Origin of the sequence: Falsiroseomonas selenitidurans, assembly GCF_012103215.1 — a bacterium.
GTDB lineage: Bacteria > Pseudomonadota > Alphaproteobacteria > Acetobacterales > Acetobacteraceae > Falsiroseomonas > Falsiroseomonas selenitidurans.
In genome coordinates this window covers 1-22,728 of sequence record NZ_JAAVNE010000039.1, presented here as the reverse complement: position 1 = coordinate 22,728, position 22,728 = coordinate 1, and the positions used below count along the sequence as shown (strand labels likewise).

The window sequence follows — 22,728 nt, the reverse complement described above, 5'->3', positions numbered from 1 at the left end:
ATCGGCCTCAGCCGCGCACCAGCCGCCCCGGCCGTGCGCCGGTCTCCTGCCCCTTCTCCATGATCGGCTGGCCGGAGACGATGGTCATGTCGTAGCCATCGACGCGCTGCACCAGCCGGCGGCCGCCGGCGGGCAGGTCGTAGATCATCTCCGGGTGGTGCAGGCGCAGGGCGGCGAGGTCGATGACGTTCACATCGGCCTTCTTGCCCACCTGCAGCCGGCCGCGATCGGTCATGCCGAAGAAATCCGCCGTCTCGCTGGTCTGCCGCTGCACGGCGAATTCCAGCGGCACGCGGTCCCCGCGCGCGCGGTCGCGCACCCAATGGGTCAGCATGAAGGTCGGCATGGAGGCGTCGCAGATCACGCCGCAATGCGCGCCGCCATCGGACAGCCCGTTCACCGTGTGCGGATGGACCATCATCTCCCGCACCACGGACAGGTCGCCGCCGACGTAGTTGACCACGGGGAAATACAGCATCCGCCCGCCATCGCCGCCGGTCAGGTAGTCGTAGCAGAAGGCAACCGGATCCTGCCCGGCCTTCGCGGCCAGCGCGGCGATGGAGCGTTCCGGCGGCGGCTCGTAGTCCGGCGGGTCGCCGAGGGCGAACATGTTGTCCCAGCGCGTGGCGATCTGCCGCGACAGCGGCGGCACCACATGCAGCAGCCGCGCCGAGGCCTCCTCCGCCAGGATTTTTGCCCGAACCGCCGGCTCCCGAAGCTTCGTCAGTTGTTCCGCCGGCGGCAGGTTCGCCAGTTCATGGAAGCCCTCGCGCAGGGCAAAAGGGTTCAGCGAGGTGGTGAGGCCGAGGATCAGCCCGACGGGGCGGGAGGCCACCTGCGCGGACAGCGGCAGGCCTTCCGCCCGCGCCGCCACGACGCCCGCCATCAGCCGGCGCCAGCGCTTCGGGTCGTAGTTGCGGTCGGTCAGCAGGAACCACACCGGGCGGCCGGAGAGCGCGGCGAATTCCCGCATCCAGCGGAAATCGGCTGTCTCATCCTCGAAATCTGACAGCATGCCGAAGGTGCCGCGGCCGGCGCGGCCCATGGCGCGGCCGATGGCCAGCAATTCCTTCTCCTCCGCATAGCGGCCGGGCACCAGATCGCCGGTCGGCGTCTTGTGCTGGTCGGTGCGGGAGGTGGTGAAGCCGAAGGCGCCGGCGCGCAGCGCCTGCTCCGTCAGCGTCGCCATCGCCTCCATGTCCTCCGCCGTGGCGGCCTGGCGGTTCAGCCCGCGCTCGCCCATCACATAGACGCGCAGCGGGTGGTGGGCGATCTGGGCGCCGACATCGATGGTGCGCGGCATGGAGCCGAGCACGTCCAGGTATTCCGGGAAGCTTTCCCAGTTCCACTTCAGCCCCTCGGTCAGGGTGATGCCGGGGATGTCCTCCACCCCTTCCATCAGATCGATCAGCGCCTTGTGGTCGCGCTGGCGGACCGGCGCGAAGCCGACGCCGCAATTGCCGAACAGCACCGTGGTGGCGCCGTGCCAGACGGAGGGCGCCAGCACCGGGTCCCAGGTGGCCTGGCCATCGTAGTGGGTGTGGACGTCCACCCAGCCCGGCGTCACCAGCCTTCCCTCGGCCTGCACCTCCCGCCGCCCCGGCCCGGCCTTGCCGCCGACCTGGGCAATGCGGTCGCCATCGATCGCCAGGTCGCCGGTGAAGGCGGGCTGGCCGGTGCCGTCCACGATGGTGCCGCCGCGGATGACGAGGTCGTGCATGAAGGGGCCCCTCTGGCTGAGATGCGCCTGCCAGCGCAGTTGCATCCCAGACTTGAAATCTTCGGCGGGAGCGGTGTCAATGCGCCCGGGGCGAAGAAGGGACCACAATGTCATGACCATCGAACGGCGCGACCTCCTGCTCGGCACCGCGGCGCTCGCCGCCGGATCGTCCCTCGGCGCCCCCGCGGTGCTGGCCCAGCGTGGCGGCCGCACGCTGCTGCTGGCCGCCCCCGGCGCGCCGGAGGGCTTCGACGGTGACGCGCTGCGCCCCGGCACGCAGGAAGTGGTGGTGCAGGTCTATGAGGGGCTCACCCGCTACGGCCGCACCCTGCGCAACGGCCGCCCCTACCTGAACCCGGACGTGATCGAGGGCCATCTGGCGGAAAGCTGGACCAGCTCCGCCGATGGCAAGAGCTGGGTATTCAAGCTGCGCCAGGGCGTGAAGAGCCCCTATGGCAACGAGCTGACGGCCGCCGATGTGGAATGGAGCTGGGCCAAGTCCTTCGCCCAGCGCCGCACCGGCAATTTCATCGCCAATGTCGCCAACGTCACCGCCGTGAAGGCGCAATCGCGCTACGAGGTGGTGTTCACGCTCTCCGCCCCCAGCCTGATCCTGCTTTCCGCGCTGACGCTGTATGTGCCCGGCATCTACGACAGCACGGAGGTGAAGAAGCACGCCACCGCCGAGGACCCCTGGGGCCTGAAGTGGATGGAAAGCCACACCGCCGGCTTCGGCGCCTATCACCTGGAGACGCTGCGCGCCGGCGAGCAGGCGATCTTCGTGGCGAACCCGAACTACTTCCGGGAGGAACCGCATTTCAACCGCGTGATCTTCCGTGCCGTGCCCTCCGCCGCGTCCCGCATCACGCTGCTGCGCAGCGGCCAGGTTCAGTGGATCCACCGGCCGCTGCTGCAGCAGGTGGCGGAGCTGCGGTCCGACCGAAGGGTGAAGGCGCAGGACAGCTTCGGCCGTACCATCTCCTCCATCCGCATGAACCTGCGCTTCAAGCCCTTCGACAACAAGCTGGTGCGGCAGGCGCTGAACTACGCGGTGGACAAGCAGGCGCTGATCCAGGGCGTCTATTTCGGCCTGGCCGAGCAGGCGCGGTCCATCATCCCGCCCATCGTCGCCGGCTACGACCCCAGCGCCTTCAGCTACGACCACGACCCGGCGAAGGCCAAGGCGCTGCTGGCGCAGGCGAATTTCGACTTCAGCCAGGAGCTGGAGATCTTCTACAGCCAGATCTTCAACTGGGAGGAGGCGCTGTCCATCCAGGTGGCCTCGCAGCTGCAGGCCATCGGCGTGAAGGCGCGCGCGGTGCGCATCAGCGACAGCGACATGCGCGCGCGCGGCGCCCCGGCGCGGCAGGACATGCCGATGTTCGCCTTTGAGGACGGGCCCATCGTGCTGGACCCGGTCTACACCACCTACCTGCTGGCGCATTCGCGTGGCGTTTCCAACCGCGCCCGCTTCGCCGACCCGCGCATGGATGCGCTGATCGACGAGGCGCGGCAGAGCCTGGACGTGCCGCGGCGCAACGAGCTGATGCGCCAGGCGCAGGCGCTGTGGATGGAGGAGGCGCCCTGGATCGTCACCGTCTACCCCAGCGTGTGGGAGGCGATGGCGCCCAACATCTCCGGCTGGTGCCCGCATCCGGACGACCATGAGCGCTGGTACGACCTGAAGGTGGGCTGATGGCCGGGCTGCTCGGCCGGCGCCTGGCTCTGGTGGTGCCGCTGCTGGCGGTGATCCTGCTGTTCACCTTCCTGCTGGTGCGCATCAGCGGCAGCGACCCGGTGGGGCTGCTGGCCGGCCCCACCGCGACGACCGAGGAAATCGCCCTGGTCCGCGCCTCCCTGGCGCTGGACCAGCCGGTCTGGGTGCAGTTCGGCGTCTATTTCGGCCGCGTCCTGCAGGGCGATCTGGGCCAGAGCTGGCTCAGCAACCGGCCGGTGCTGGAGGAGATCCTGGACCGTGCGCCGGCGACGATCGAACTGCTGTTCTGGGGCGTGCTGATCGGCGCCGGCATCGGCATCCCTGCCGGGCTGCGCGCCGCCTTCCGCCCGGATGGCGGCTTCGACCAGGTCACCCGCTTCCTGTCGCTGCTCGGGTTTTCCGTGCCGACCTACTGGCTCGGCCTCATCATGCTCTTCGTCTTCTTCTACCTGCTGGGCTGGGCGCCGCCGGGCATGGGGCGGATCGACCTGTTCCTGACGCCGCCGGACCGCGTCACCGGCAGCTACCTGATCGACGGGCTGCTGGCGGCGGATTGGGAGGCGGCCGGGTCCGCCTTCGCCCAGCTGGTCCTGCCCGTGCTGTGCGTGGCCATCATCGCCGCCGCGCCGATCATCAAGCAGACGCGGGCGATCGCGCTGGAGGTGCTGGCCTCGGACTACATCCGCTACGCCCGCGCGCAGGGGCTGCCCGACCGGCAGATCCGCGCCATGGCCCTGCGCAACAGCATGACGCCGGTGGTGACCTTCATCGGCACGGAGATCACCGGGCTGGTCGGCACCACCTCGCTCATCGAATACGTCTTCGCCTGGGGCGGGCTCGGGCAATACGGGCTGTCGGCCATCATTGCCGGGGATTTCGCCGTGGTGCAGGGCTATGTGCTGGTGCTGGCGCTGTTCTCCGTGCTGGTGTTCCTGGTGGTGGACGTCTTCGTCCTGCTGACCGAGCCACGCGCCGGGGCGGCACCATGAGCGCCACCGTCGCCGCCCCGCCGCGCTGGGCGCTGCGCATCGCCGGCATCACCCGGCGCAGCCCGACGCTGGCGATCGGCGCGGCCATCCTGCTGGGCTTCGCGCTGATGGCGATCCTCGCCCCCTGGCTCACGCCCTACGACCCGGTGCTGGCGCAGCCGCGCAACGTGCTGGCGCCGCCGGGCGGGGCGCATCCCTTCGGCACCGATGGCAACGGCATGGATGTGCTGTCCCGCGTCATCGCCGGCGCCGGCTGGGCCTTCGGCATCGCCATCCCGGCGGTGCTGGTGGGGCTGCTGGCGGGCGTGCCGCTTGGCCTCTACACCGGCTATCGCGGCGGCTGGCCGGACGAGATCATGATGCGCGGCTTCGACGCGCTGCGCGTGTTTCCCTCCATCATCCTGGCACTCGCCGTGGTGGCCGCCGCCGGGCCTTCGCTGCTGAACGTGGTGCTGGTGATCGGCTTCCTGGACAGTCCGGTCTTCGCCCGCGTGGTGCGGGCGGAGGTGATCGCGCTGCGCGGCTCCACCTTCGTGGAATCCGCCGTCGCCGCCGGCAATCCCACCTGGCGCATCCTGTTCGTGCACATCCTGCCCAACGCCATCCAGGGCGCCATGGCGCAGACCGCGGTGCGCGCGGCCTGGGCCGTGCGGATTTCCGCGACGCTGGCCTTCCTCGGGGTCGGCATCCAGCCGCCGACGCCGGAATGGGGCGCCATGATCCGCCAGGGTGCGGAGTATCTCGTCACCGGCCAATGGTGGGTCGGCATCTTCCCGGGCCTGGCGCTGATCCTGATGGTGCTGGGGCTGAACATGCTGGGCGACGGGATGCAGGACATGCTCGACCCCCGCCGGAAGGCGGCGACGCGATGATCCGCAAGGCGGCCGCACGGTGACGCTTCTATCGGTCGAAGACCTGCACACCCACTTCATCTCGCGCGACCTGGACAACCAGATCCGCGTCGCGCGTGCGCTCAATGGCGTCTCCTTCACGCTGGAGGCCGGGCAGGTCCTCGGCCTGGTGGGGGAGACCGGCGCCGGCAAGTCGCTGACCGCCACCTCCATCATGGGCCTGCTGCGCCCGCCGGCCCGTGTCGTCGGCGGCCGCGCGCTGTTCCAGGGCCAGGATCTGCTGGCGATGCCCGAGGCGCAGGTGAACGCGCTGCGCGGCCGCGACATCGCGCTGGTGGTGCAGAGCCCGAAATCCTCGCTCGATCCGCTGACCCGCATCGGCAACCAGCTCATCCGCATCCATCGGGCGCATCGCCAGGTGAGCGAGCGCGCGGCGCGGGACCGCGCGGTGGAGATGCTGGCCTCGCTCGGCATTCCGGACCCGGCGCGGCGCATGGCCGCCTGGCCGCATGAGCTTTCGGGCGGCATGGCGCAGCGCGTGCTGATCGCGCTGGCGCTGATGAACGAACCGCGGCTGCTGATCGCGGACGAACCGACCACGGGGCTGGACGTGACGGTGCAGGCGCAGATCCTGGACCTGCTGCGCGACCTGGTGCGGCGCACCGGCATCGGCGCCATGGTCATCACCCACGACCTGGGCGTGGTGGCGCATTACTGCGACGCGATGGCGGTGATGTATGCCGGCGCCATCGTGGAAAGCGGGCCGGTGCGCCGCGTCTTCGCCAGCCCGTCGCACCCCTACACCGCCAACCTGATCGGCGCGACGCCGGAACGGCTGCAACTCGGCGCCGCGCGCACCGTGGGCGGCCCGCCGCCCAACCTGTTCCGCCTGCCGGAGGGCTGCGCCTATCGCGACCGCTGCCCGCGGGCCGGCGCGGATTGCGCGCAGCCGCCGCCGGACGTGGCGCTGGGGCAGGGGCATGTCGCGCGCTGCCACCGGGTGGCGGCATGACGCCCGTGCTGCAGGTGGAGGATCTGCGGAAGCACTTCCCGGCGCAGGGCGGCCGCATCGTGCATGCCGTCAACGGCGTGTCCTTCTCCATCAACCCGGGCGAGACGCTGGGCGTGGTGGGGGAAAGCGGGTCCGGCAAATCCACCATCGGGCGTGCCGTCATCCGCCTGCTGAAGCCCACCGCCGGCCGCGTCCGCTTCCAGGGCCAGGACATCACCCATCTGCCGGAATCCGCCTGCCGCAGGCTGCGCGCCGAGATGCAGATGGTGTTCCAGGACCCGTGGAGCGCGCTGAACCCGCGCATCCGCATCGGCGCGCTGATCGCCGAGCCGCTGCTGCTGCACACGAAGCTTTCCCGCGCCGAGCGGCGTGACGCGGCGGAGGACCTGGCGCAGCGCGTGCGGCTGACGCCGGAATTGCTGACGCGCTTCCCGGCGGAACTGTCCGGCGGCCAGCTTCAACGTGTGTGCATCGCCCGCGCCATCGCCACGCGGCCGAAGCTGATCGTGCTGGACGAGCCGACAAGCTCGCTCGACCTGTCGGTGCGCGCCGGCATCCTGGACCTGCTCGCGACGCTGAAGGCGGAAACCGGGGCGGCGATGATGTTCATCAGCCACGACCTCGGCACGGTGAAGCTGATCTCCGACCGCATCATGGTGCTGTATCTCGGCGGCGTGGTGGAATACGCGCCGGCGGCGCAGGTCTTCGCGCAGCCGGCGCACCCCTATTCGCAGGCGCTGATGTCCGCGCATTTGCCGGCGGACCCGGAGGCGGTGCTGCGCCGGCATGTGCTGGAAGGCGAGATTCCCTCGCCCATCGCCCTGCCGCCCGGCTGCCATTTCGCCAGCCGCTGCCCGGTGGCCGCACCGGCATGCAGCACCATGGCGCCGGAACTGCGCGCCGTGCGGGGGGAGGCGACGCACCAGGCCGCCTGCCTGCGCATCGCCGAGGGCGCGAACCTGATCCCGGAGGTGACGCATGGATGAGTTGAAGCGGGACGTGCTGGCCGCCTACCACATCCTCGACCTCCACGGCCAGAATGCCGGCATCGCCGGGCACCTGACCGCCCGCGCCCCCGGCGCCGACAATTTCTGGTGCCACGGCTACGGCCAGGGCTTCGAGGAGGTGCGCGCGGCGGATCTGCACAATGCCGACATGGCCCTGCGCGTCCTCGCCGGCCCCGGCCGGATCAACCCCTCCCTGGTCATCCACACCGGGCTGTACCGCGCGCGGCCCGATATCGGCTGCGTCATCCACACCCACAGCCCGGCCTCCGTGATGCTGGGCGCGACCGGCTGCGACCTGCTGCCGCTGTTCCAGTCCGCGCTGATGTTCCACGGCGACTGCGCGCTGCATGCGGCGTATGGCGGCATCGTCGACACGGAGGAGACCGGCGTGGAACTGGCCCGGGCGCTCGGTTCTCGCCGCGCGCTGCTGCTGGTGAACCACGGCACGCTGGTGGTCGGCCGCAGCGTGCGCGAGGCGGTGCATTGCGCCATCATGCTGGACGAGGCCTGCCGCATCCAGCTCGGGGCCATGGCGGCGGCCTGCGGCCGGCCGCTGCGCCAGGTGGATGACGCGACGGCGGCGGAGGCGAAGCGCTTCCTGCTGTCCGAGAAGGTGCTGGCGCTGCGCTGGGACCACTACCTGCGCCGCGCCCTCTCGGCCCGCCCCTGGCTGGCCGAGGAACTGGCGGCGCTGTAGCGGCCGGGCGCGGCGCCAAGGGGCCAGCGGGCAGCGCCATCAAAAGGTAACGTGACGGCCCATTCCGGCTGCGCCATCAACCGGCGAAGTCCCGCCAGGAGAAACGCCGCATGTTCCGTCGCACCCTTCCCGCCGCCGCCTTCGCGCTGAGCTGCGCCATCGCCGCCCCCGCGGCCGAGGCGCAGCAGCGCACCCGGCTGACGGTCTACACGGCGCTGGAGAATGAGCAGCTTGCCCCCTTCAAGCGCGCCGCCGAGGCCGCGGTGCCGTCGATCGAGATCGCCTGGGTGCGCGACTCCACCGGCATCATCACCGCCCGCCTGATCGCCGAGCGCCAGAACCCGCGCGCCGACATCGTGTGGGGCCTCTCGGTCTTCTCGCTGCTTCAGATGGAAGCGCAGGACATGCTGGAGCCCTACACGCCGCGGGGCGCCGAGGCGCTGCGCTCGAACTTCCGCTCCGACCGCAGCCCGATGACCTGGACGGGCATGGACGCCTTCGTCTCCGCCATCTGCTTCAACACGGTGGTGGCGCAGCAGCGTAACCTGCCGCGGCCGAGCACCTGGGCCGACCTGCTGAAGCCGGCCTATCGCGGCCAGATCGTGATGCCGAACCCGGCCTCCTCCGGCACCGGCTTCCTCACCGTCGCCGGCTGGCTCGGCGCGCAGGGCAATGACGCGGCCTGGACCTACATGACCCAGCTGCATGAGAACATGCAGGTCTACACCCACAGCGGCAGCGCCCCCTGCAACAACGCCGCCCGCGGCGAATACGGCATGGGCATCTCCTTCGACATGCGCGCGGTGACGCTCCGCAACCAGGGCGCGCCGATCGAGATCATCGTGCCGACCGACGGCGTCGGCTTCGACCTGGAAGCCACCGCCCTGATCCGGGGCGGCCGCAACGCCGAAGCCGCCAAGCGCCTGGCCGACTTCGCCGTCAGCCGCCAGGCGATGGAGCTCTATGGCCGCTACTACGCGCTGGTCGCCCTGCCGGGCGTGCAGCCGGCGGTGCAGAACTACCCGGCCGAGTTCGAGCAGCGCCTGGTCAGCCAGAACTTCCGCGACGTGGCGCTGCGCCGCGACGCCATCCTGCGCGAATGGTCCAGCCGCTTCGACGCCAAGTCGGCGCCGCGGAACTGAGATGAGCGCCGGGCTGGCCGAAGCGCCCGGCGCCGCCCTTGCGGCGGCGCCTGCGCCCTACCTGGTGGTGGACCAGGTCTCCAAGAGCTTTGGCACCTTCCGGGCGCTGGAGCGGGCCAGCCTGACGGTGGGCGCCGGGGAATTCGTTTCCTTCCTCGGCCCTTCCGGCTGCGGCAAGACCACGCTGCTGCGCGCCATCGCCGGGCTGGACCCGGCGACCAGCGGGCGCATCGTGCAGGATGGGCGGGACATCACCGGCCTGCCGCCCAGCGCGCGGGATTTCGGTATCGTCTTCCAATCCTATGCGCTGTTCCCGAACCTCAATGTCTCCGAGAACATCGCCTACGGCCTGCGCGGCAAGGCCTGGCCGCGCAGCCGCCGCCAGCAGCGCGTCGCGGAACTGCTGACCCTGGTGGGTCTGGCCGACCAGGCGACGAAGTACCCCGCGCAGCTTTCCGGCGGCCAGCAGCAGCGCGTGGCACTGGCCCGCGCCCTGGCCAACGAACCCGGCCTGCTGCTGCTGGACGAGCCGCTTTCGGCGCTGGACGCCATTGTCCGCCTGCATCTGCGCCAGGAAATCCGCGCCCTGCAGCGCCGGCTCGGCGTGACCACCGTGATGGTGACGCATGACCAGGAGGAGGCGATGGGCGTCTCCGACCGGGTCGTCGTCATGTCCCGCGGCAGGATCGAGCAGATCGGCACGCCGGAGGCGATCTACCGCCACCCGGCCACCGCCTTCGTCGCCGGCTTCGTCGGCCGCAGCAGCCATTTCGACGCGGTGGTGGACGCCACGCCGGGGATGCTGCGGGCGGAGGGCCTGGTGCTGCCCTGCCCGGCCACGCGCGGCCTGCTCTTCGGCACCCAGGTCAGCACCTATATCCGGCCGGAGGATGTGCGCCTGGGACCGCAGGCGCAGGCGCTGCCGGGGCATTTCGTGGCGCAGGTCACGCATGTCGAGTTCCTCGGCCCGATCTGCCGCGTCTCGCTGGAAGCCGGCCGGCTGCGGCTGGAGGCGGATGTGCATCCCTCCCTGGTGCCGGCCGTGGGCAGCGACGTGATGGCGGCGCTGCCCGAGGACCGCCTGCTGGTCTTCCCGCAGGATGTCTGACCTCGCTCTGCCCGTCCGGGTGCAGGTGCCGCTGGAACAGCGGTTGCTGCGGCTCGGCCTGCTGCTGGCGCTGGCGGTGCTGCTGCTGGGGCTGGTGCTGCCGCTCGGTACGCTGCTGCTGCGGGCCTTCGAGGATGCCGATGGCCATTTCGTCGGCCTCGCCAACTTCGTCGCCTATGTGGCGACGCCGAGCCTGCGCATCGCCGCCTGGAACAGCCTTTGGACCGCGGCGCTGACCACGATCATCGTCGTGCCGCTGGCCTTCGGCTTCGCCTACGCGCTGACGCGGTCCTGCATCCCCGGCAAGGGGATCTTCCGCGCGGTGATGCTGCTGCCGGTGCTGGCGCCTTCGCTGCTGCCGGCGCTGGCGCTGATCTACCTGTTCGGCAACCAGGGCATGCTGCGTGTGCTGCTGTTCGGTGAAAGCATCTACGGCCCGGCGGGCATCGTCGCCGCGCAGGTCTTCTACTGCTTTCCGCATGCCGCGCTGATCCTGGCCGTGGCGCTGTCCACCGCCGATGCGCGGCTGTACGAGGCGGCGGAGGTGCTGAAGGCCGGCCGCGCCCGCATCTTCGCCACCGTCACCCTGCCGGTGGCACGCTACGGGCTGGTCTCCGCCAGCGTCGTCGTCTTCACCCTGGTGGTGACGGATTTCGGCATCCCGAAGGTGATCGGCGGGCAGTTCCCGGTGCTGGCCACGGATGTCTACAAGCAGGTGGTCGGGCTGCAGAACTTCAACATGGGGGCCGTGGTCGGCCTGGTGCTGCTGCTGCCGGCGATCGGCGCCTTCCTGCTTGACCGCTGGGCCGATGGCCAGCGCGCCGGCACGCTTTCCGGCCGCGCCGTGCCCTATGTGCCGAAGCCGCGCCGCGCCCGCGACCTGCCGCTGCTGGCCCTCTGCCTGCTGGTTTCCACCGCGCTGGTCGGCATCGTCGGCGTGGCCATCTGGGGCTCACTGGTGACGTTCTGGCCCTACAACCTGACGCTGACGCTGAACAATTACGATTTCGACCGCTTCGACACCGCCGGCTGGTCGGCCCTGTGGACCTCCGTGCGCATCGCGCTGGCGGCGGCGGTCTGCGGCACGGCGCTGGTCTTCACCACCGCCTGGCTGCTGGAACGCGGGGCGCCGGGCGGCAAGCTGGGCCATGCGGTGCGCTTCATCGCCGGCCTGCCGCTGGCGGTGCCGGGGCTGGTGCTGGGGCTTGCCTTCATCCTGTTCTTCAACCACCCGGCCAACCCGTTCGGCTTCCTCTACGGCACGCTGGCCATCCTGGTGCTGAACGGGATGGTGCATTTCTACACGGTGATGCACTTGACCGCCGCCACCGCCATCCGCCAGCTGGACCCGGAGTTCGAGGCGGTGGGCGCCTCGCTGAAGGTGCCGGCGGTGGTGACCTTCGGCCGGGTGACCGTGCCGATCTGCCTGCCGGCGATCCTCGACATCGCCGTCTACGCCTTCGTCAATGTGATGACGACGGTCTCCGCCGTGATCTTCCTCTATGGCCCGGACACCAAGCCGGCCTCGGTCGCGGTGGTGCACATGGATGAGGCCGGGCAGGCCAGCGCTGCCGCCGCCATGGCGGTGACCATCCTGGCCGTCACCTGCTCGGTGAAGCTGCTGCAACTGGCCAGCGGCGGGCTGGTGGAAAGGCTGACGCAGCGCTGGCGCCGGCGCTAGAGCACTCTGCGTTCACTCGAACGTAGCTCGTGCTCTAGAAGCCATTGAATCTAGAGCAAAAAGTGCGTTCAGAGGATTTCATCTGAACGCATATCGCTCTAGGCGCTACCGCGGTACGCGGCCTTCCAGCGGATAGGCCGGGTCGTTGTAGCCGGGCGTGGAGGGATGCCCGGGCGCGACCAGCGCATCGACCAGCGCCTCGTCCTCACCCGAAAATGCGTAGTCCAGCGCGCCGACATAATCCGCCCAATGCGCCTCGGTCCGCGGGCCGACGATGGCGCCGGTGACGAGGCGGTTGTGCAGCACCCAGGCCAGCGCGAACTGCCCGGCGGAGATGCCACGCGTGGCGGCGTGGGCCGCCAGGCGTTCGGCGATGCGCAAGCTTTCCGGCCGCCACTCCGTCTCCATCATCCGCTTGTCCTGCCGCGCCGCGCGCGTGCCCTCGGGCGGGGCTGTGTCCGGCTTGTACTTGCCGGTCAGCACGCCGCGCGCCAGCGGCGAATAGGGAAACACGCCCAGGCCAAGCTCGGCGCAGGCCGGCAGGTGCTCCACCTCCACCATCCGGTTCAGCGCGTTGTAGAGCGGCTGGCTGACCACCGGCCGGTCGATGCCCGCCAGGTCGCACAGCCGGCAGATTTCCGCCACGCGCCAGGCGCGGTGGTTGGAGACGCCGAAATGGCGGATCTTCCCGGCGCGCACCAGGTCCGCTATCGCCTGCACGGATTCCGCCAGCGGCGTGCCGTGGTCTTCCTTGTGCCAATACAGGATATCGATGCAATCGACCGCCAGCCGCCTCAGGCTGGCCTCCACCGCCAGCATGATGTGCAGGCGCGACAGCCCGCCGCCGTTGGGCCCCGGCATCACCGGGTTGGCCAGCTTCGTCGCCAGCACCCACCAGGCGCGGTCGGCGGCGATGGCGCGGCCCACCACCTCCTCCGAGGCGCCATTGTTGTAGGCATCCGCCGTGTCGATGAAGTTGATGCCCTGGCCGCGCGCCGTGTCGATGATGCGGCGGCTGGTGGCCTCATCCGTCGCGCCGCCGAACATCATGGCGCCGAGGCACAGCGGCGAGACACGCAGGCCATGGCGGCCCATGTTGCGGTAGTGCATCGGTGTGTCCTCATCCCGGCTGGCGCAGATTCTCCCGCAGGGTAGCGCCGGCATAGGCGGTGCGGAACAGGCCGCGGCGCTGCAATTCCGGCACCAGCATCGTCGCCACCTCCTCGAAGCTGGTGGGGAAGGTGGTGGGCGGCAGGATGAAGCCGTCGCAGGCGCCGGAGCGGTACCAATCCTCCATGATGTCGGCGATCATCGCCGGCGTGCCGGCGGTCAGGTCGCGCGGGCGGCGCACCGCCTCGGCGAAGCTGATGCCCTTGGCCTTCGCCACCTGCATCATGCGGTCCCGATGCCCCTGGACACCCTGGTTGCCACCCTGGCCCTCGATCGCCTCCGGTGTCTCCAGCAGGCTGAGATCGGCGGCGACGGCCCAGGAACTGGCGGCCAGCACCAGCTCGGGATCGGCCAGCGATTCGTACAGCGCCGCCTTCTCCTGCGCGATCGCCGGCGTCTCCCCCAGCACCAGCTGCAGCGTCGGCAGCACGGCGCATTCATCCGGATCGCGCCCGATCGCGGCCATGCGGCCGCGGATATCCGACCGGTAGGCGATCGCATTGGCCTTGGTGGCGGGCGAGCAGAAGATCATCTCCGCCCAGCGCGCCGCGAAGCTGCGTCCGCGTTCGGAAGACCCCGCCTGCATGATGACCGGCCGCCCCTGCGGCGACCGCGGAATGGACAGCGGCCCGCGGGAGGAAACATGCTGCCCGACGTAATTCGCATAGCGGATCTTGGTGGCGTCGGCGAAGACGCCGCTGGCCTTGTCCAGCACCAGGGCATCCGCGTCCCAGCCATCCCACAGCGCGCAGCAGGCTTCCAGGATCTCGTCGGCGCGATCGTAGCGCGTGTCCTTCGGCGGCAGGGAGTCGGGGCCGCAATTCTGCGCCTCGAACTCCCGGGCCGTGGTCACCACGTTCCAGGCAACGCGCCCCTTGCTGAGCAGGTCGAGCGAGCCCAGCGCGCGGGCCAGGTTGTAGGGGTTGTGGAAGGTGGTGGAGAGCGTGGCGCCAAGGCCGAGGCGGGAGGTCACGCGCGCCATCAGCGGCAGCACCACCATCGGGTCCAGCATGCTGGTCTGCCCGCCCCGCCCCGCGTAATCGGCGAAGTGGTTGCGGTAATTGTCCGGCAGGCCGAGCCCATCGGCGAAGAAGCAGGCATCGAAGCAGGCGGATTCCAGCACGCGGGCGATGTGTTCGTAGCGGCTGGGTTCGAACAGATCGTGCAGCGTGGCCGTGGGGTGGCGCCAGCCGCCGGGGTAGCTCGCACTCGGCCCGGTCTTCATGTAGGCGACGAGGTGCATCTTCTTCATGGAAGCGGCCTCACGCATCCAGCCAGGTGAGCTTGCGCGGCGGCGGCAGGTCCGGGTTGTTGGCCAGCATCCGCGCCCAGACGGCCTTGGTCACCGCCTGCGCTTCCTCCAGCAGCGCCATCTCATCCGCCACCAGAAGCTTGCCGTCGCGCAGCACGAATTCGCCATCCACCATCACCGATTCCACCGTGCCGGGATGGCCGTAATGCACGATGTTGCCGATCAGGTTGGTGATTGGTCGCAGCGCCGGGGTGTTGAGGTTGAGCAGGGTGAGGTCGGCCTTCTTCCCCACCTCGAGGCTGCCGATGTCGTCCAGCCGGCCGATGCTGCGCGCGCCGTTGCGGTTGCAGCTGTCGAAGATGTCCTCCGGCTGCGGCTCCGTGCCCTGGCTGTTCTCCGCGCCGCGATGCACGATCAGGCCGATCTTCATGGCGTGGAACATGTCCTCCGTCATGTTGTCGGTGCCGAAGCAGATGTTGATGCCGGCGCGGCGGATGGATTTCGCCAGCACCGGATGCGGCCCGCGGCGGGACCCGTTGGCCGGGCAGTGCACCATCTGCATGCCGCGCTCGCCCAGCAGCGCGATGTCGCGCTCCGTCAGGTAGGTCCAGTGCGCGCCGACCACATCGGGCGCCGCCCAGCCATGCCGCGCCAGGTACTCCGCCGGCGTGCAGCCGTATTTCTCGCGGATCACCCGCACCTCCTCCACCGACTGCGCCAGGTGGATGGTGCGCGGCATGTTGTGCTGGCGCGCGAGGTCCGTGAGCTTCTCCAGGTAGTCCGGCGTGCAATTGTCCGTCGCATGGGCGGCGATCTGGATCTGCAGGCGGCCTTCATGCGTGTTGTGGAAGCGTGCGATGCCCGCGCGCGTGCGTTCGAGAAACCCCTCGCCGAAGGCAGGGTCCTGCGACCAGTCGCCATGGCGGATCTTCAGCGTGTTCACATCCGCGCAGTTCTCGCTCAGCACCAGGCGCACGCGCAGCGAGGCCATGGCGTCCGCATAATCCGGCACGTGCCGGAACGGATCCACGAAGGTGGTGGTGCCGGAGCGGATGCCCTCGACGATGCCGAGCATGCCCATCACCGCGCGCTCATGCGGCGTCATGGTATAGGAGACCGGGGACATGTAGCCGTAGACGGCGTTGCCGGACCAATCCTCCACCGTCGCCCGCAGCACCGTCAGGATCGTATGCGTATGGGCATTGACGAAGCCCGGGAGCACCGCCTTGCCCCGACCGGCCAGGCGGGGCAGGTCCGGATGCGCGGCTTCCAGCCGCCCGGTCGGCCCGATATCGGCAATGCGGTCGCCGCGGATGGCGATCGCGCCACGATCAAGAATCGTGCGCTCTGCATCCTGGGTGACGATGACTGCATCGGTGACGAGCAAATCCATCGGTGCGGCTTTCCCCGGTTGCATGACAAGGCGGTTGCGGCCGGATTGTGCGAACAATACGATGCGCCGCAGAAGCATGTCCGGGGAGAGACCCATGCGCAAGACCCTGCTGGCCGCCACCTGCCTGGCCTTCGTCGCGACGGCGGGCGCTTCCGCGCAGACGCTGAGCATCGGCGTCGGCGGGGCCTTCACCTCGATGGATCCGCACTACCATACCCTCACGCCCAACAACGCGCTGAACAAGCACATCTTCGACCGGCTGGTGGGCACGGATGAGGATTTCCGGCTGCGCCCGGGCCTGGCCGAAAGCTGGACCTCCGTCAGCCCCACCGTGTGGGAGTTCAAGCTGCGGCAGGGCGTCACCTGGCATGACGGCACGCCCTTCACGGCGGAGGATGTCGTCTCCACCTTCGCGCGCGTGCCGAATGTGCGGAACAGCCCCGGCAGCTTCACCATCTACACCCGCCAGGTGCAGCGGCTGGAGGTGGTGGATTCGCATACGATCCGCATGCACACCGCCGCGCCGAACCCGCTGGTGCCCAACTGGATGAGCGGCATCTCCATCATCAGCCGGCAGTTCGGCACGGATATCGACACGGCGGATTTCAACAATGGCCGCGCCGCCATCGGCACCGGCCCCTATCGCCTGGTCTCCTACACCCCGGGCACGGAAGCGGTGATGCAGCGCAACCCCGCCTGGTGGGGGCCGGCGCAGCCCTGGGCGCGGGTGAACTACCGCGTCATCGCCAATGATGCCTCCCGCATCGCCGCCTTGCGCGCCGGCGACGTGCAGGCGATCGACGCGGTCTCGACGCGCGACGTGGACACGCTGAAGAACGACCCGAACATCCGCATCGCCAGCCGCGCCGCGCTGCGCAACATCTACCTCTATCTCAACCACGCGCATGACGAGCCGCCCGGCGTCACCGGCCCGAACGGGGAGAAGCTGGCCCGCAGCCCGCTGCGCGACAACCGGGTGCGGGAAGCGCTCTCCATCGCCATCAACCGAGATGCCATTGTCAGCCGGGTGATGGGCGGCCACGCCTCGCCCTCCGGCCAGTTCCTGGCCGAAGGCGTGATGGGCCACGACCCGACGCTGAAGCCCGCGCCCTTCAACCCCGCCCGCGCCCAGCAATTGCTGCGGGACGCCGGCTTCCCCAACGGCTTCCGCGTGCTGCTGGCCGGCCCCAACAACCGCTACGTGAATGACGAGCAGATCATCCAGGCGGTGGCGCAGATGTGGGCGCGCATCGGCGTCCGTGCCGATGTGCAGGCGATGCCCTCCAACGTCTATTTCAGCCGCTCCGCCCGCAACGAATTCCCCATCGGCCTGTCGGGCTGGGGCACCGGCACCGGCGAGCCGGACAGCCCCATGGTCGGGCTGATCGCGACGCCGAACCGCGAACGCGGCCGCGGCACCTCCAACCGCTCCCTCTACGCGAACCCGGCCTTCGACGCGCTGCTGGAACGCGCCCTGACCACCATCGACGTTCCGGCGCGGGAGGAGCTGTACCGCCAGGCGACGCGCGTCGCCATGGCCGACCACGCCATCATCCCGCTGCACCACCAGGTGAACATCTGGGCGTCGCGCCGCAATGTGGAGGTCATCGCGCGGAACGACGAGGAAACCTACGCCATGTCGATGAAGCCCGCCGGCAATTGATGCCACGCCGCGCCAGCGTCTTTCTGGTTCCCACCCGCCATCCCGGCGATGCCGCCGCGGTGGCCGCGCTGATCGATGCCGGGGTGGTGCGGGCGTCGGACATCGTCGCCATCCTCGGCAAGACTGAGGGCAATGGCTGCGTCAACGACTTCACCCGCGCCTATGCGGTGGAGGCATTGTGCCACATGCTGGCGCCGCGCCTCGGCCTGACGGCGGAGGCGGTGGCCGCGCGCATCGCCATGGTGATGTCCGGCGGCACCGAAGGCGGTCTCTCGCCGCATCTGCTGGTGTTCGCGGTGGAGGAGGCGGAGGCGGCGACGCCGGGCGGCGCGCTGGCGCTGGGCACCGCCTTCACCGCGGATTTCGTGCCGGAGGCGCTGGGCCGCATGGCGCAGATCCACGCCACCGCCGTGGCGGTGCGTGCCGCCATGGCGCAGGCCGGAATCGAGAACGCCGCGGACGTGCACTATGTGCAGGTGAAATGCCCGCTGCTGACCAGCGCGCGCATCGCCGCCGCGCGCGCCCGCGGCGCCACGGTGGCGACGGAGGACACCTACCACTCCATGGCCCTGTCACGCGGCGCCTCGGCCCTCGGCGTGGCGCTGGCGCTGGGGGAGGTGCCGGAGGCGGCGCTGTCGGACGCCGTGGTCGGCGCCGACTGGTCGCTGTTCTCCGCCCGCGCCAGTTGTTCCGCCGGCGTGGAGCTGCTGCGCAACGAGGTGGTGGTGATGGGCCAGGCGCCCGGCTGGGGCGGTGACCTGCGCATCGCCCACGCGGTGATGCCGGACGCTATCGCGCTGCCCGCCGTGCAGCAGGCGCTGCGCGGCGCCGGGCTGGATCCCGGCGGCGGCCAGCTGGCGGAGACGGCGCGGCTGGTCGCGGTGCTGGCCAAGGCGGAGCCTTCCCCCACCGGGCTGATCCGCGGCCGGCGGCACATCATGGCGGATGACAGCGACATCAACGCCACGCGCCACGCCCGCGCGCTGGTCGGCGGCGTGATCGCGGCGGCGGTCGGCCGCACCGACCTGTTCGTCTCCGGCGGCGCGGAGCATCAGGGGCCGGAAGGCGGCGGGCCCATTGCGGTGATCGCGCGGGGCTAACCTGCCTCGGTCATGGCGATGTCGGTGCGGGGTTGGTGCCTGACGCCGGCCCGCGGCCTGGGGATGCGGGCAGGCGGCCCCGGCGAGGGTTCGCGCAGGAGGGCGCCACCATGGCGCATTCATGGCCAGCCGTATGCGCCGATCGGGCAGGTTCTCGCGCGGCCAGCCTTCGCCGCGGCGGGGAAGCGCCAAGCGCGGCGGGCACGGCCGCAGCACGCGGCTGCTTCCGGCGCCGCAGGCTAAATCCGCGGCCGAACAGCCGCAAGCGCGAGACCTCCGGTCCAGGATTTGATCGTTGTCTTGGCCGGCCGCGGTTCATGGACCCGCGCCGGCTTGCGTCCACTTCACACAATGCGCTTCACTCAATCGCGGCGCAGATGACACGCTTCCGGTTGCTGGCGCGCGAGAGGCGGCTGAAAGGCGCTGATTGACGGCCGGATTTCGCGACCCAGGCGTGCGACGTCGCGCGAGGTGCGCTGCAATCGTCGGACCGTGTTGGCGTGATCTCCGCGTTGCCGCGCCATCGCCAGCCGCCATCCATCCACCTCTGCGCCTTTTCGGTTAACCAGTCATCTTGAAATTCGACCAATGGTGCCATTTTAACAATCCCGGGCTGAGCGTCGCACAGGATGATCGCAATGATCGATCGGCACAGTCTCTCCGAGCGCGACGCGAAACAGCAGCTGGTGCGCGCGCAACAGGTCGGGAAGCTCGGCAGCTGGGAAGTGGATCTCGTCCAGAACCTGCTCACCTGGAGCGAGATGGTCTTCTCCATATTCGAGATCGGCCGTGAGGATTTTCAAGGAACGGAGGAAGCGTTCTTCAACCTGATCCATCCGGATGATCGGCGGGATTTCCTGAAGGCGCGTGAAGACTGGCTCGCACGCGGCGGCCCTTTCCTCTTCGAGCACCGGATTGTCACGCCGGCAGGAAAGGTCAAGTGGGTGGTGGAACGCGCCGAAATCCTGACGAATGAGGGGGGCGAGCCCCTGTTCACGACCGGTACGGTGCAGGACATTACGGATCTCCGGCAGGCCGAACTGGCACGGAATGAGGCCGAGCAGGAGCTGTTGCGCCAGGCGAGGCTCGTGAAACTGGTCGGCAAGATCGGGAAGATCGGCGGCTGGCGCTACGATATCGCCACGAGCCGCCTCGAATGGTCGGGTGAGACGGCGCGAATCCATGACGAGCCCGAAGGAACCCAACCTACGCTGGACCAGGCGATCACCTATTTCATCCCGGAGCACCGCGAAGGTCTTCGCGCGCAATTCAGGGCCTGCGCAACGGAAGGGTGCCCTTTTGATGAGACCCTTCAGATCGAAACCGCGAAGGGGCGCCTGTTATGGGTGCATGTGCTCGGCGAACCGATGCGCAACGAGGCTGGGGAGATCGTCGCCGCTGAAGGCGCTTTTCAGGATGTCACCGATCTGATGGCGGTGAGGGACGAGGCGGCGGCATTGTCGGTCCGGCTGCACCGGACATTGGAAGGCATGACCGATGCCTTCTATCTGCTGGATGACAAATGGCGATTCACCTTCGTCAACAGCAAGGCCGAGCTGCTTCTGCAGAAAGGGCGGGGCGATCTGCTTGGACGCGTCGCCTGGGAGGCGTTTCCTGATGCCGCGAAGAACATGAAGCGGCAGTTTGAACTGGCGCTGTGCGAGAACCGGTTGGTTCGCTTTGAGGAATATAACCCGCGGCTGGAAGCCTGGTTCGAGATCAGTGTCGATCCCACCCCGGCGGGTTTGGCGGTGTATTTTCATGATGTGACGAAACAGCGCGCCCGAGACTCGCAACTCCGGCTTCTCGAGGCGGCCGTCGCGCGGCTGAACGATATCCTGCTGATCACCGAGGCCGAGCCGATCGACGCGCCGGATTCTCCGAAAATCGTTTATGTCAACGATGCCTTCGAACGGCGGACCGGGTTTTCACGCGAGGAGGTCATTGGTCAGACCCCGCGAATCCTGCAGGGGCCGAAAACAGAGCGAAGCGAACTGGACCGGATCCGAAAAGCCCTGGAGGAATGGCAACCGGTTCGCGCCGAGCTCATCAATTACACCAGGTCGGGCGAGGAATTCTGGCTGGAACTGGATATCGTGCCGCTGGCGGACGATTCCGGCTGGTTCACCCATTGGATCGCTGTCGAGCGGGATATCACCGCCCGGAAGCAGACGGAACGGCTGCTACGGGCGAATGAGGAGCGCTTCCGTCTGGTAACCAAGGCGGCAGGCAGTGCCATATGGGATTTGGACGTGGCAAGCGGCCGGCTGTGGTGGAGCGAGGGGTTAAGCGAGATTTTCGGTCATGCGACGGACCCCTCCGGATCAGTGCCGACGGTTTGGCGCAAGCACATCCACCCCGGCGACGCGGCGCGCGTCGATGCAGCGCTCGAGCGCCTGATGGCGGGCAGGGACAAGGTCCTGCGTGAGCAGTATCGCTTTCGACGTGCCGATGGCAGCTGGGCGACGGTCTCGGATCATGCCTTCGCCCTGCACGACAACCAGGGAAAGGTGCGTCGTGTCCTCGGAGCGATGACCGATATTACGGAACAGAAATTGCTCGAGGACAGGTTTCGCCAATCGCAGAAAATGGAGACGGTTGGTCAACTCACAGGCGGTGTTGCGCACGACTTCAACAACCTGCTCACCATCATTCTTGGCAACATGGAGGCACTTGAAGAGGATCTGGGCGGGTTGCCCCATTTGCAGAAACTGGCCAGGATGTCTCTTGATGCAGCCGAACGGGCAGCTGAATTGACCAATCGCCTGCTCGCCTTTTCTCGAAGACAGACACTCGAACCCAGGGTCCTTGATGTTGCGATGCTGATCCAGGGCATGGCGGACATGTTGCGGCGGACCCTGCCCGAAAGCATCGATATCAAGATCGCCGGCAGCGGCGGCTTGTGGAATATCGAGGCGGATGCGGTGCAACTTGAGTCGGCCATCCTCAACCTTGCCGTGAATGCCCGAGACGCCATGCCCGAAGGCGGTAATCTGACCATCGAGATGGCGAATGCCCTGCTTGACGAGGACTATGTTTCCCTGGAGCCGGATGTCAAGCCTGGACAATATGTGGTGATTGTCGTCACCGATACCGGCCACGGAATCCCGCCGGAAATTGTGGGCCGTGTCTTCGAGCCTTTTTTCACCACAAAGGAGGCGGGCAAGGGTTCAGGCCTCGGGCTGAGCATGGTCTTCGGCTTCGTCAAGCAGTCCGGCGGCCATATCCGGATCTACTCCGAATTGGGGGAAGGAACCGCCATCAAGATCTATTTCCCGCGCTCCCTTGCGCAGCAAGAGAGAATCGTGACACGCCGTGCCGGGCCTCGGGTGACGGGTGGTACTGAGACCATTCTGGTCGTCGAGGATGATGCCGCGGTTCGTGCGCATGTCATCGCGCAGCTTCAGTTGCTGGGATACAGGGTCATGCAGGCATCGACCGGCGCCGCGGCCCTTGAGATCCTGCGCCAGACCCACGAAATCGATCTGCTTTTCACCGATGTCGTGATGCCCGGGGGCATGGGGGGACGAGACCTTGCGGAAGCGGCGCGACGGGGCAGGCCAAACCTGAAAGTCCTGTTCACGTCCGGCTATACGGAGAATTCCATTGTCCATAACGGACGATTGGACAAGGGCGTCAAGTTGCTTAGCAAGCCCTACAGGCGGGAACAGTTGGCGGCGAAGATCCGCGAGGCTCTTGCTGTCAAGGACGAAGGAAATGAGCCTTGATTCATCTGAACGCATAGTGCTCCAGCACGGCATGGGCCAGTGCGCGTGAACAACCCGGGCTAAAGTCGTTTCACCGCAAGCAAAAACGGTGAAACGGCTCCGGCTTATTGTCTTGACGCATTTTCCGTGTCGCCTTGCGAAGCGGCAAGGCTTGAAAATGCACTAGTGGAGTGATTCCAGCAGACGTTTCCCGCGCTGGTGCTTGCTGATGATGGTGTCGGCAGGTGCGGTCCAGCGGAAGGGCTTCGGGTCGGCGTTGTGGGCGTCGAGATAGGCGCGGATGGCCTGGTTCAGTTCGATGACGGAGCGGAAGACGCCGCGCTTCAGCCGCCGCTTGGTCAGCGTGGCGAATAGGCCCTCGACGGCGTTGATCCAGGACGCGCTGGTGGGCGTGAAATGGACATGGAAGCGAGGATGGCGGGCGAGCCATCGCTTCACGGCCTCGGTCTTGTGGGCGGCGTAGTTGTCGAGGATCAGGTGCAGGTCGAGTTCTGGCGG

General features: G+C 68.6%; 17 protein-coding genes. 12 read left to right on the top strand and 5 right to left on the bottom strand.

Translation table 11 applies throughout. The features are described from left to right. Positions 1-7: 7 nt before the first annotated feature. The gene (locus HEQ75_RS20080; RefSeq protein WP_209318670.1) at positions 8-1,765 is read right to left on the bottom strand and encodes an N-acyl-D-amino-acid deacylase family protein; all 1,758 of its coding nucleotides are present in this window, start codon (positions 1,763-1,765) and stop codon (positions 8-10) included. Positions 1,766-1,832: 67 nt separating this feature from the next. Between HEQ75_RS20080 and HEQ75_RS20075 the strand changes: the two genes are divergently transcribed. The 9 genes from HEQ75_RS20075 (at position 1,833) to HEQ75_RS20035 (ending at position 11,924) form a co-directional block, all read left to right on the top strand. After that, on the top strand, positions 1,833-3,416 hold the full coding sequence (locus HEQ75_RS20075; protein WP_168033905.1) for an ABC transporter substrate-binding protein: 1,584 nt from the start codon (positions 1,833-1,835) through the stop codon (positions 3,414-3,416). Further along, the gene (locus HEQ75_RS20070) at positions 3,416-4,426 is read left to right on the top strand and encodes an ABC transporter permease (protein WP_168033904.1); all 1,011 of its coding nucleotides are present in this window, start codon (positions 3,416-3,418) and stop codon (positions 4,424-4,426) included. The genes HEQ75_RS20075 and HEQ75_RS20070 overlap by 1 nt, the downstream gene beginning before the upstream one ends. Continuing rightward, positions 4,423-5,298 carry an ABC transporter permease gene (locus HEQ75_RS20065; protein ID WP_168033903.1) on the top strand — a complete coding sequence of 292 codons (876 nt, stop codon included), beginning with the start codon at positions 4,423-4,425 and terminating at the stop codon, positions 5,296-5,298. Before HEQ75_RS20070 ends, HEQ75_RS20065 begins: the two co-directional genes overlap by 4 nt. A 19-nt stretch (positions 5,299-5,317) precedes the next feature. Beyond that, the gene (locus tag HEQ75_RS20060; protein ID WP_168033902.1) at positions 5,318-6,289 is read left to right on the top strand and encodes an ABC transporter ATP-binding protein; all 972 of its coding nucleotides are present in this window, start codon (positions 5,318-5,320) and stop codon (positions 6,287-6,289) included. Continuing rightward, positions 6,286-7,275: an ABC transporter ATP-binding protein gene (locus tag HEQ75_RS20055; protein ID WP_168033901.1), complete on the top strand. Its 990-nt coding sequence runs from the start codon at positions 6,286-6,288 to the stop codon at positions 7,273-7,275. Before HEQ75_RS20060 ends, HEQ75_RS20055 begins: the two co-directional genes overlap by 4 nt. Beyond that, complete coding sequence (locus HEQ75_RS20050; protein WP_168033900.1) at positions 7,268-7,993, top strand: class II aldolase/adducin family protein; 726 nt, start codon at positions 7,268-7,270, stop codon at positions 7,991-7,993. The genes HEQ75_RS20055 and HEQ75_RS20050 overlap by 8 nt, the downstream gene beginning before the upstream one ends. A gap of 110 nt (positions 7,994-8,103) precedes the next feature. Beyond that, positions 8,104-9,135 (top strand): putative 2-aminoethylphosphonate ABC transporter substrate-binding protein, encoded by a 1,032-nt coding sequence (locus HEQ75_RS20045; RefSeq protein ID WP_168033899.1) that lies wholly within the window; start codon positions 8,104-8,106, stop codon positions 9,133-9,135. A gap of 1 nt (position 9,136) precedes the next feature. Beyond that, positions 9,137-10,243 carry an ABC transporter ATP-binding protein gene (locus tag HEQ75_RS20040; protein ID WP_168033898.1) on the top strand — a complete coding sequence of 369 codons (1,107 nt, stop codon included), beginning with the start codon at positions 9,137-9,139 and terminating at the stop codon, positions 10,241-10,243. Beyond that, complete coding sequence (locus HEQ75_RS20035) at positions 10,236-11,924, top strand: putative 2-aminoethylphosphonate ABC transporter permease subunit (protein WP_168033897.1); 1,689 nt, start codon at positions 10,236-10,238, stop codon at positions 11,922-11,924. The genes HEQ75_RS20040 and HEQ75_RS20035 overlap by 8 nt, the downstream gene beginning before the upstream one ends. Positions 11,925-12,029: 105 nt before the next feature. Here the strand turns inward: HEQ75_RS20035 and HEQ75_RS20030 are convergent, their stop codons facing one another. Genes HEQ75_RS20030 through HEQ75_RS20020 form a run of 3 tightly spaced genes read right to left on the bottom strand, consistent with a single transcriptional unit; the run spans position 12,030 to position 15,739 of the window. After that, positions 12,030-13,034 carry an aldo/keto reductase gene (locus HEQ75_RS20030; protein WP_168033896.1) on the bottom strand — a complete coding sequence of 335 codons (1,005 nt, stop codon included), beginning with the start codon at positions 13,032-13,034 and terminating at the stop codon, positions 12,030-12,032. A 10-nt stretch (positions 13,035-13,044) separates the two neighbouring features. Further along, entirely contained in the window at positions 13,045-14,346 is a 1,302-nt protein-coding gene (locus HEQ75_RS20025) for an NtaA/DmoA family FMN-dependent monooxygenase (RefSeq protein WP_209318669.1), read from the bottom strand. 10 nt (positions 14,347-14,356) lie between these two features. Next, positions 14,357-15,739, bottom strand: coding sequence for an amidohydrolase family protein (locus HEQ75_RS20020; RefSeq protein ID WP_168033894.1), 1,383 nt, complete (start codon positions 15,737-15,739; stop codon positions 14,357-14,359). 94 nt (positions 15,740-15,833) lie between these two features. Between HEQ75_RS20020 and HEQ75_RS20015 the strand changes: the two genes are divergently transcribed. The 3 genes from HEQ75_RS20015 (at position 15,834) to HEQ75_RS20005 (ending at position 22,230) form a co-directional block, all read left to right on the top strand. After that, on the top strand, positions 15,834-17,402 hold the full coding sequence (locus HEQ75_RS20015) for an ABC transporter substrate-binding protein (RefSeq protein WP_168033893.1): 1,569 nt from the start codon (positions 15,834-15,836) through the stop codon (positions 17,400-17,402). Continuing rightward, positions 17,402-18,502: a cyanuric acid amidohydrolase gene (gene atzD / locus HEQ75_RS20010; protein WP_168033892.1), complete on the top strand. Its 1,101-nt coding sequence runs from the start codon at positions 17,402-17,404 to the stop codon at positions 18,500-18,502. Before HEQ75_RS20015 ends, atzD begins: the two co-directional genes overlap by 1 nt. Positions 18,503-19,140: 638 nt before the next feature. Further along, positions 19,141-22,230: a PAS domain S-box protein gene (locus HEQ75_RS20005; protein WP_168033891.1), complete on the top strand. Its 3,090-nt coding sequence runs from the start codon at positions 19,141-19,143 to the stop codon at positions 22,228-22,230. A 162-nt stretch (positions 22,231-22,392) separates the two neighbouring features. Here the strand turns inward: HEQ75_RS20005 and HEQ75_RS20000 are convergent. Then, positions 22,393-22,728, bottom strand: a 336-nt coding sequence (locus HEQ75_RS20000; RefSeq protein ID WP_209318668.1) for a transposase, incomplete at its 5' end; no start/stop codon positions are given.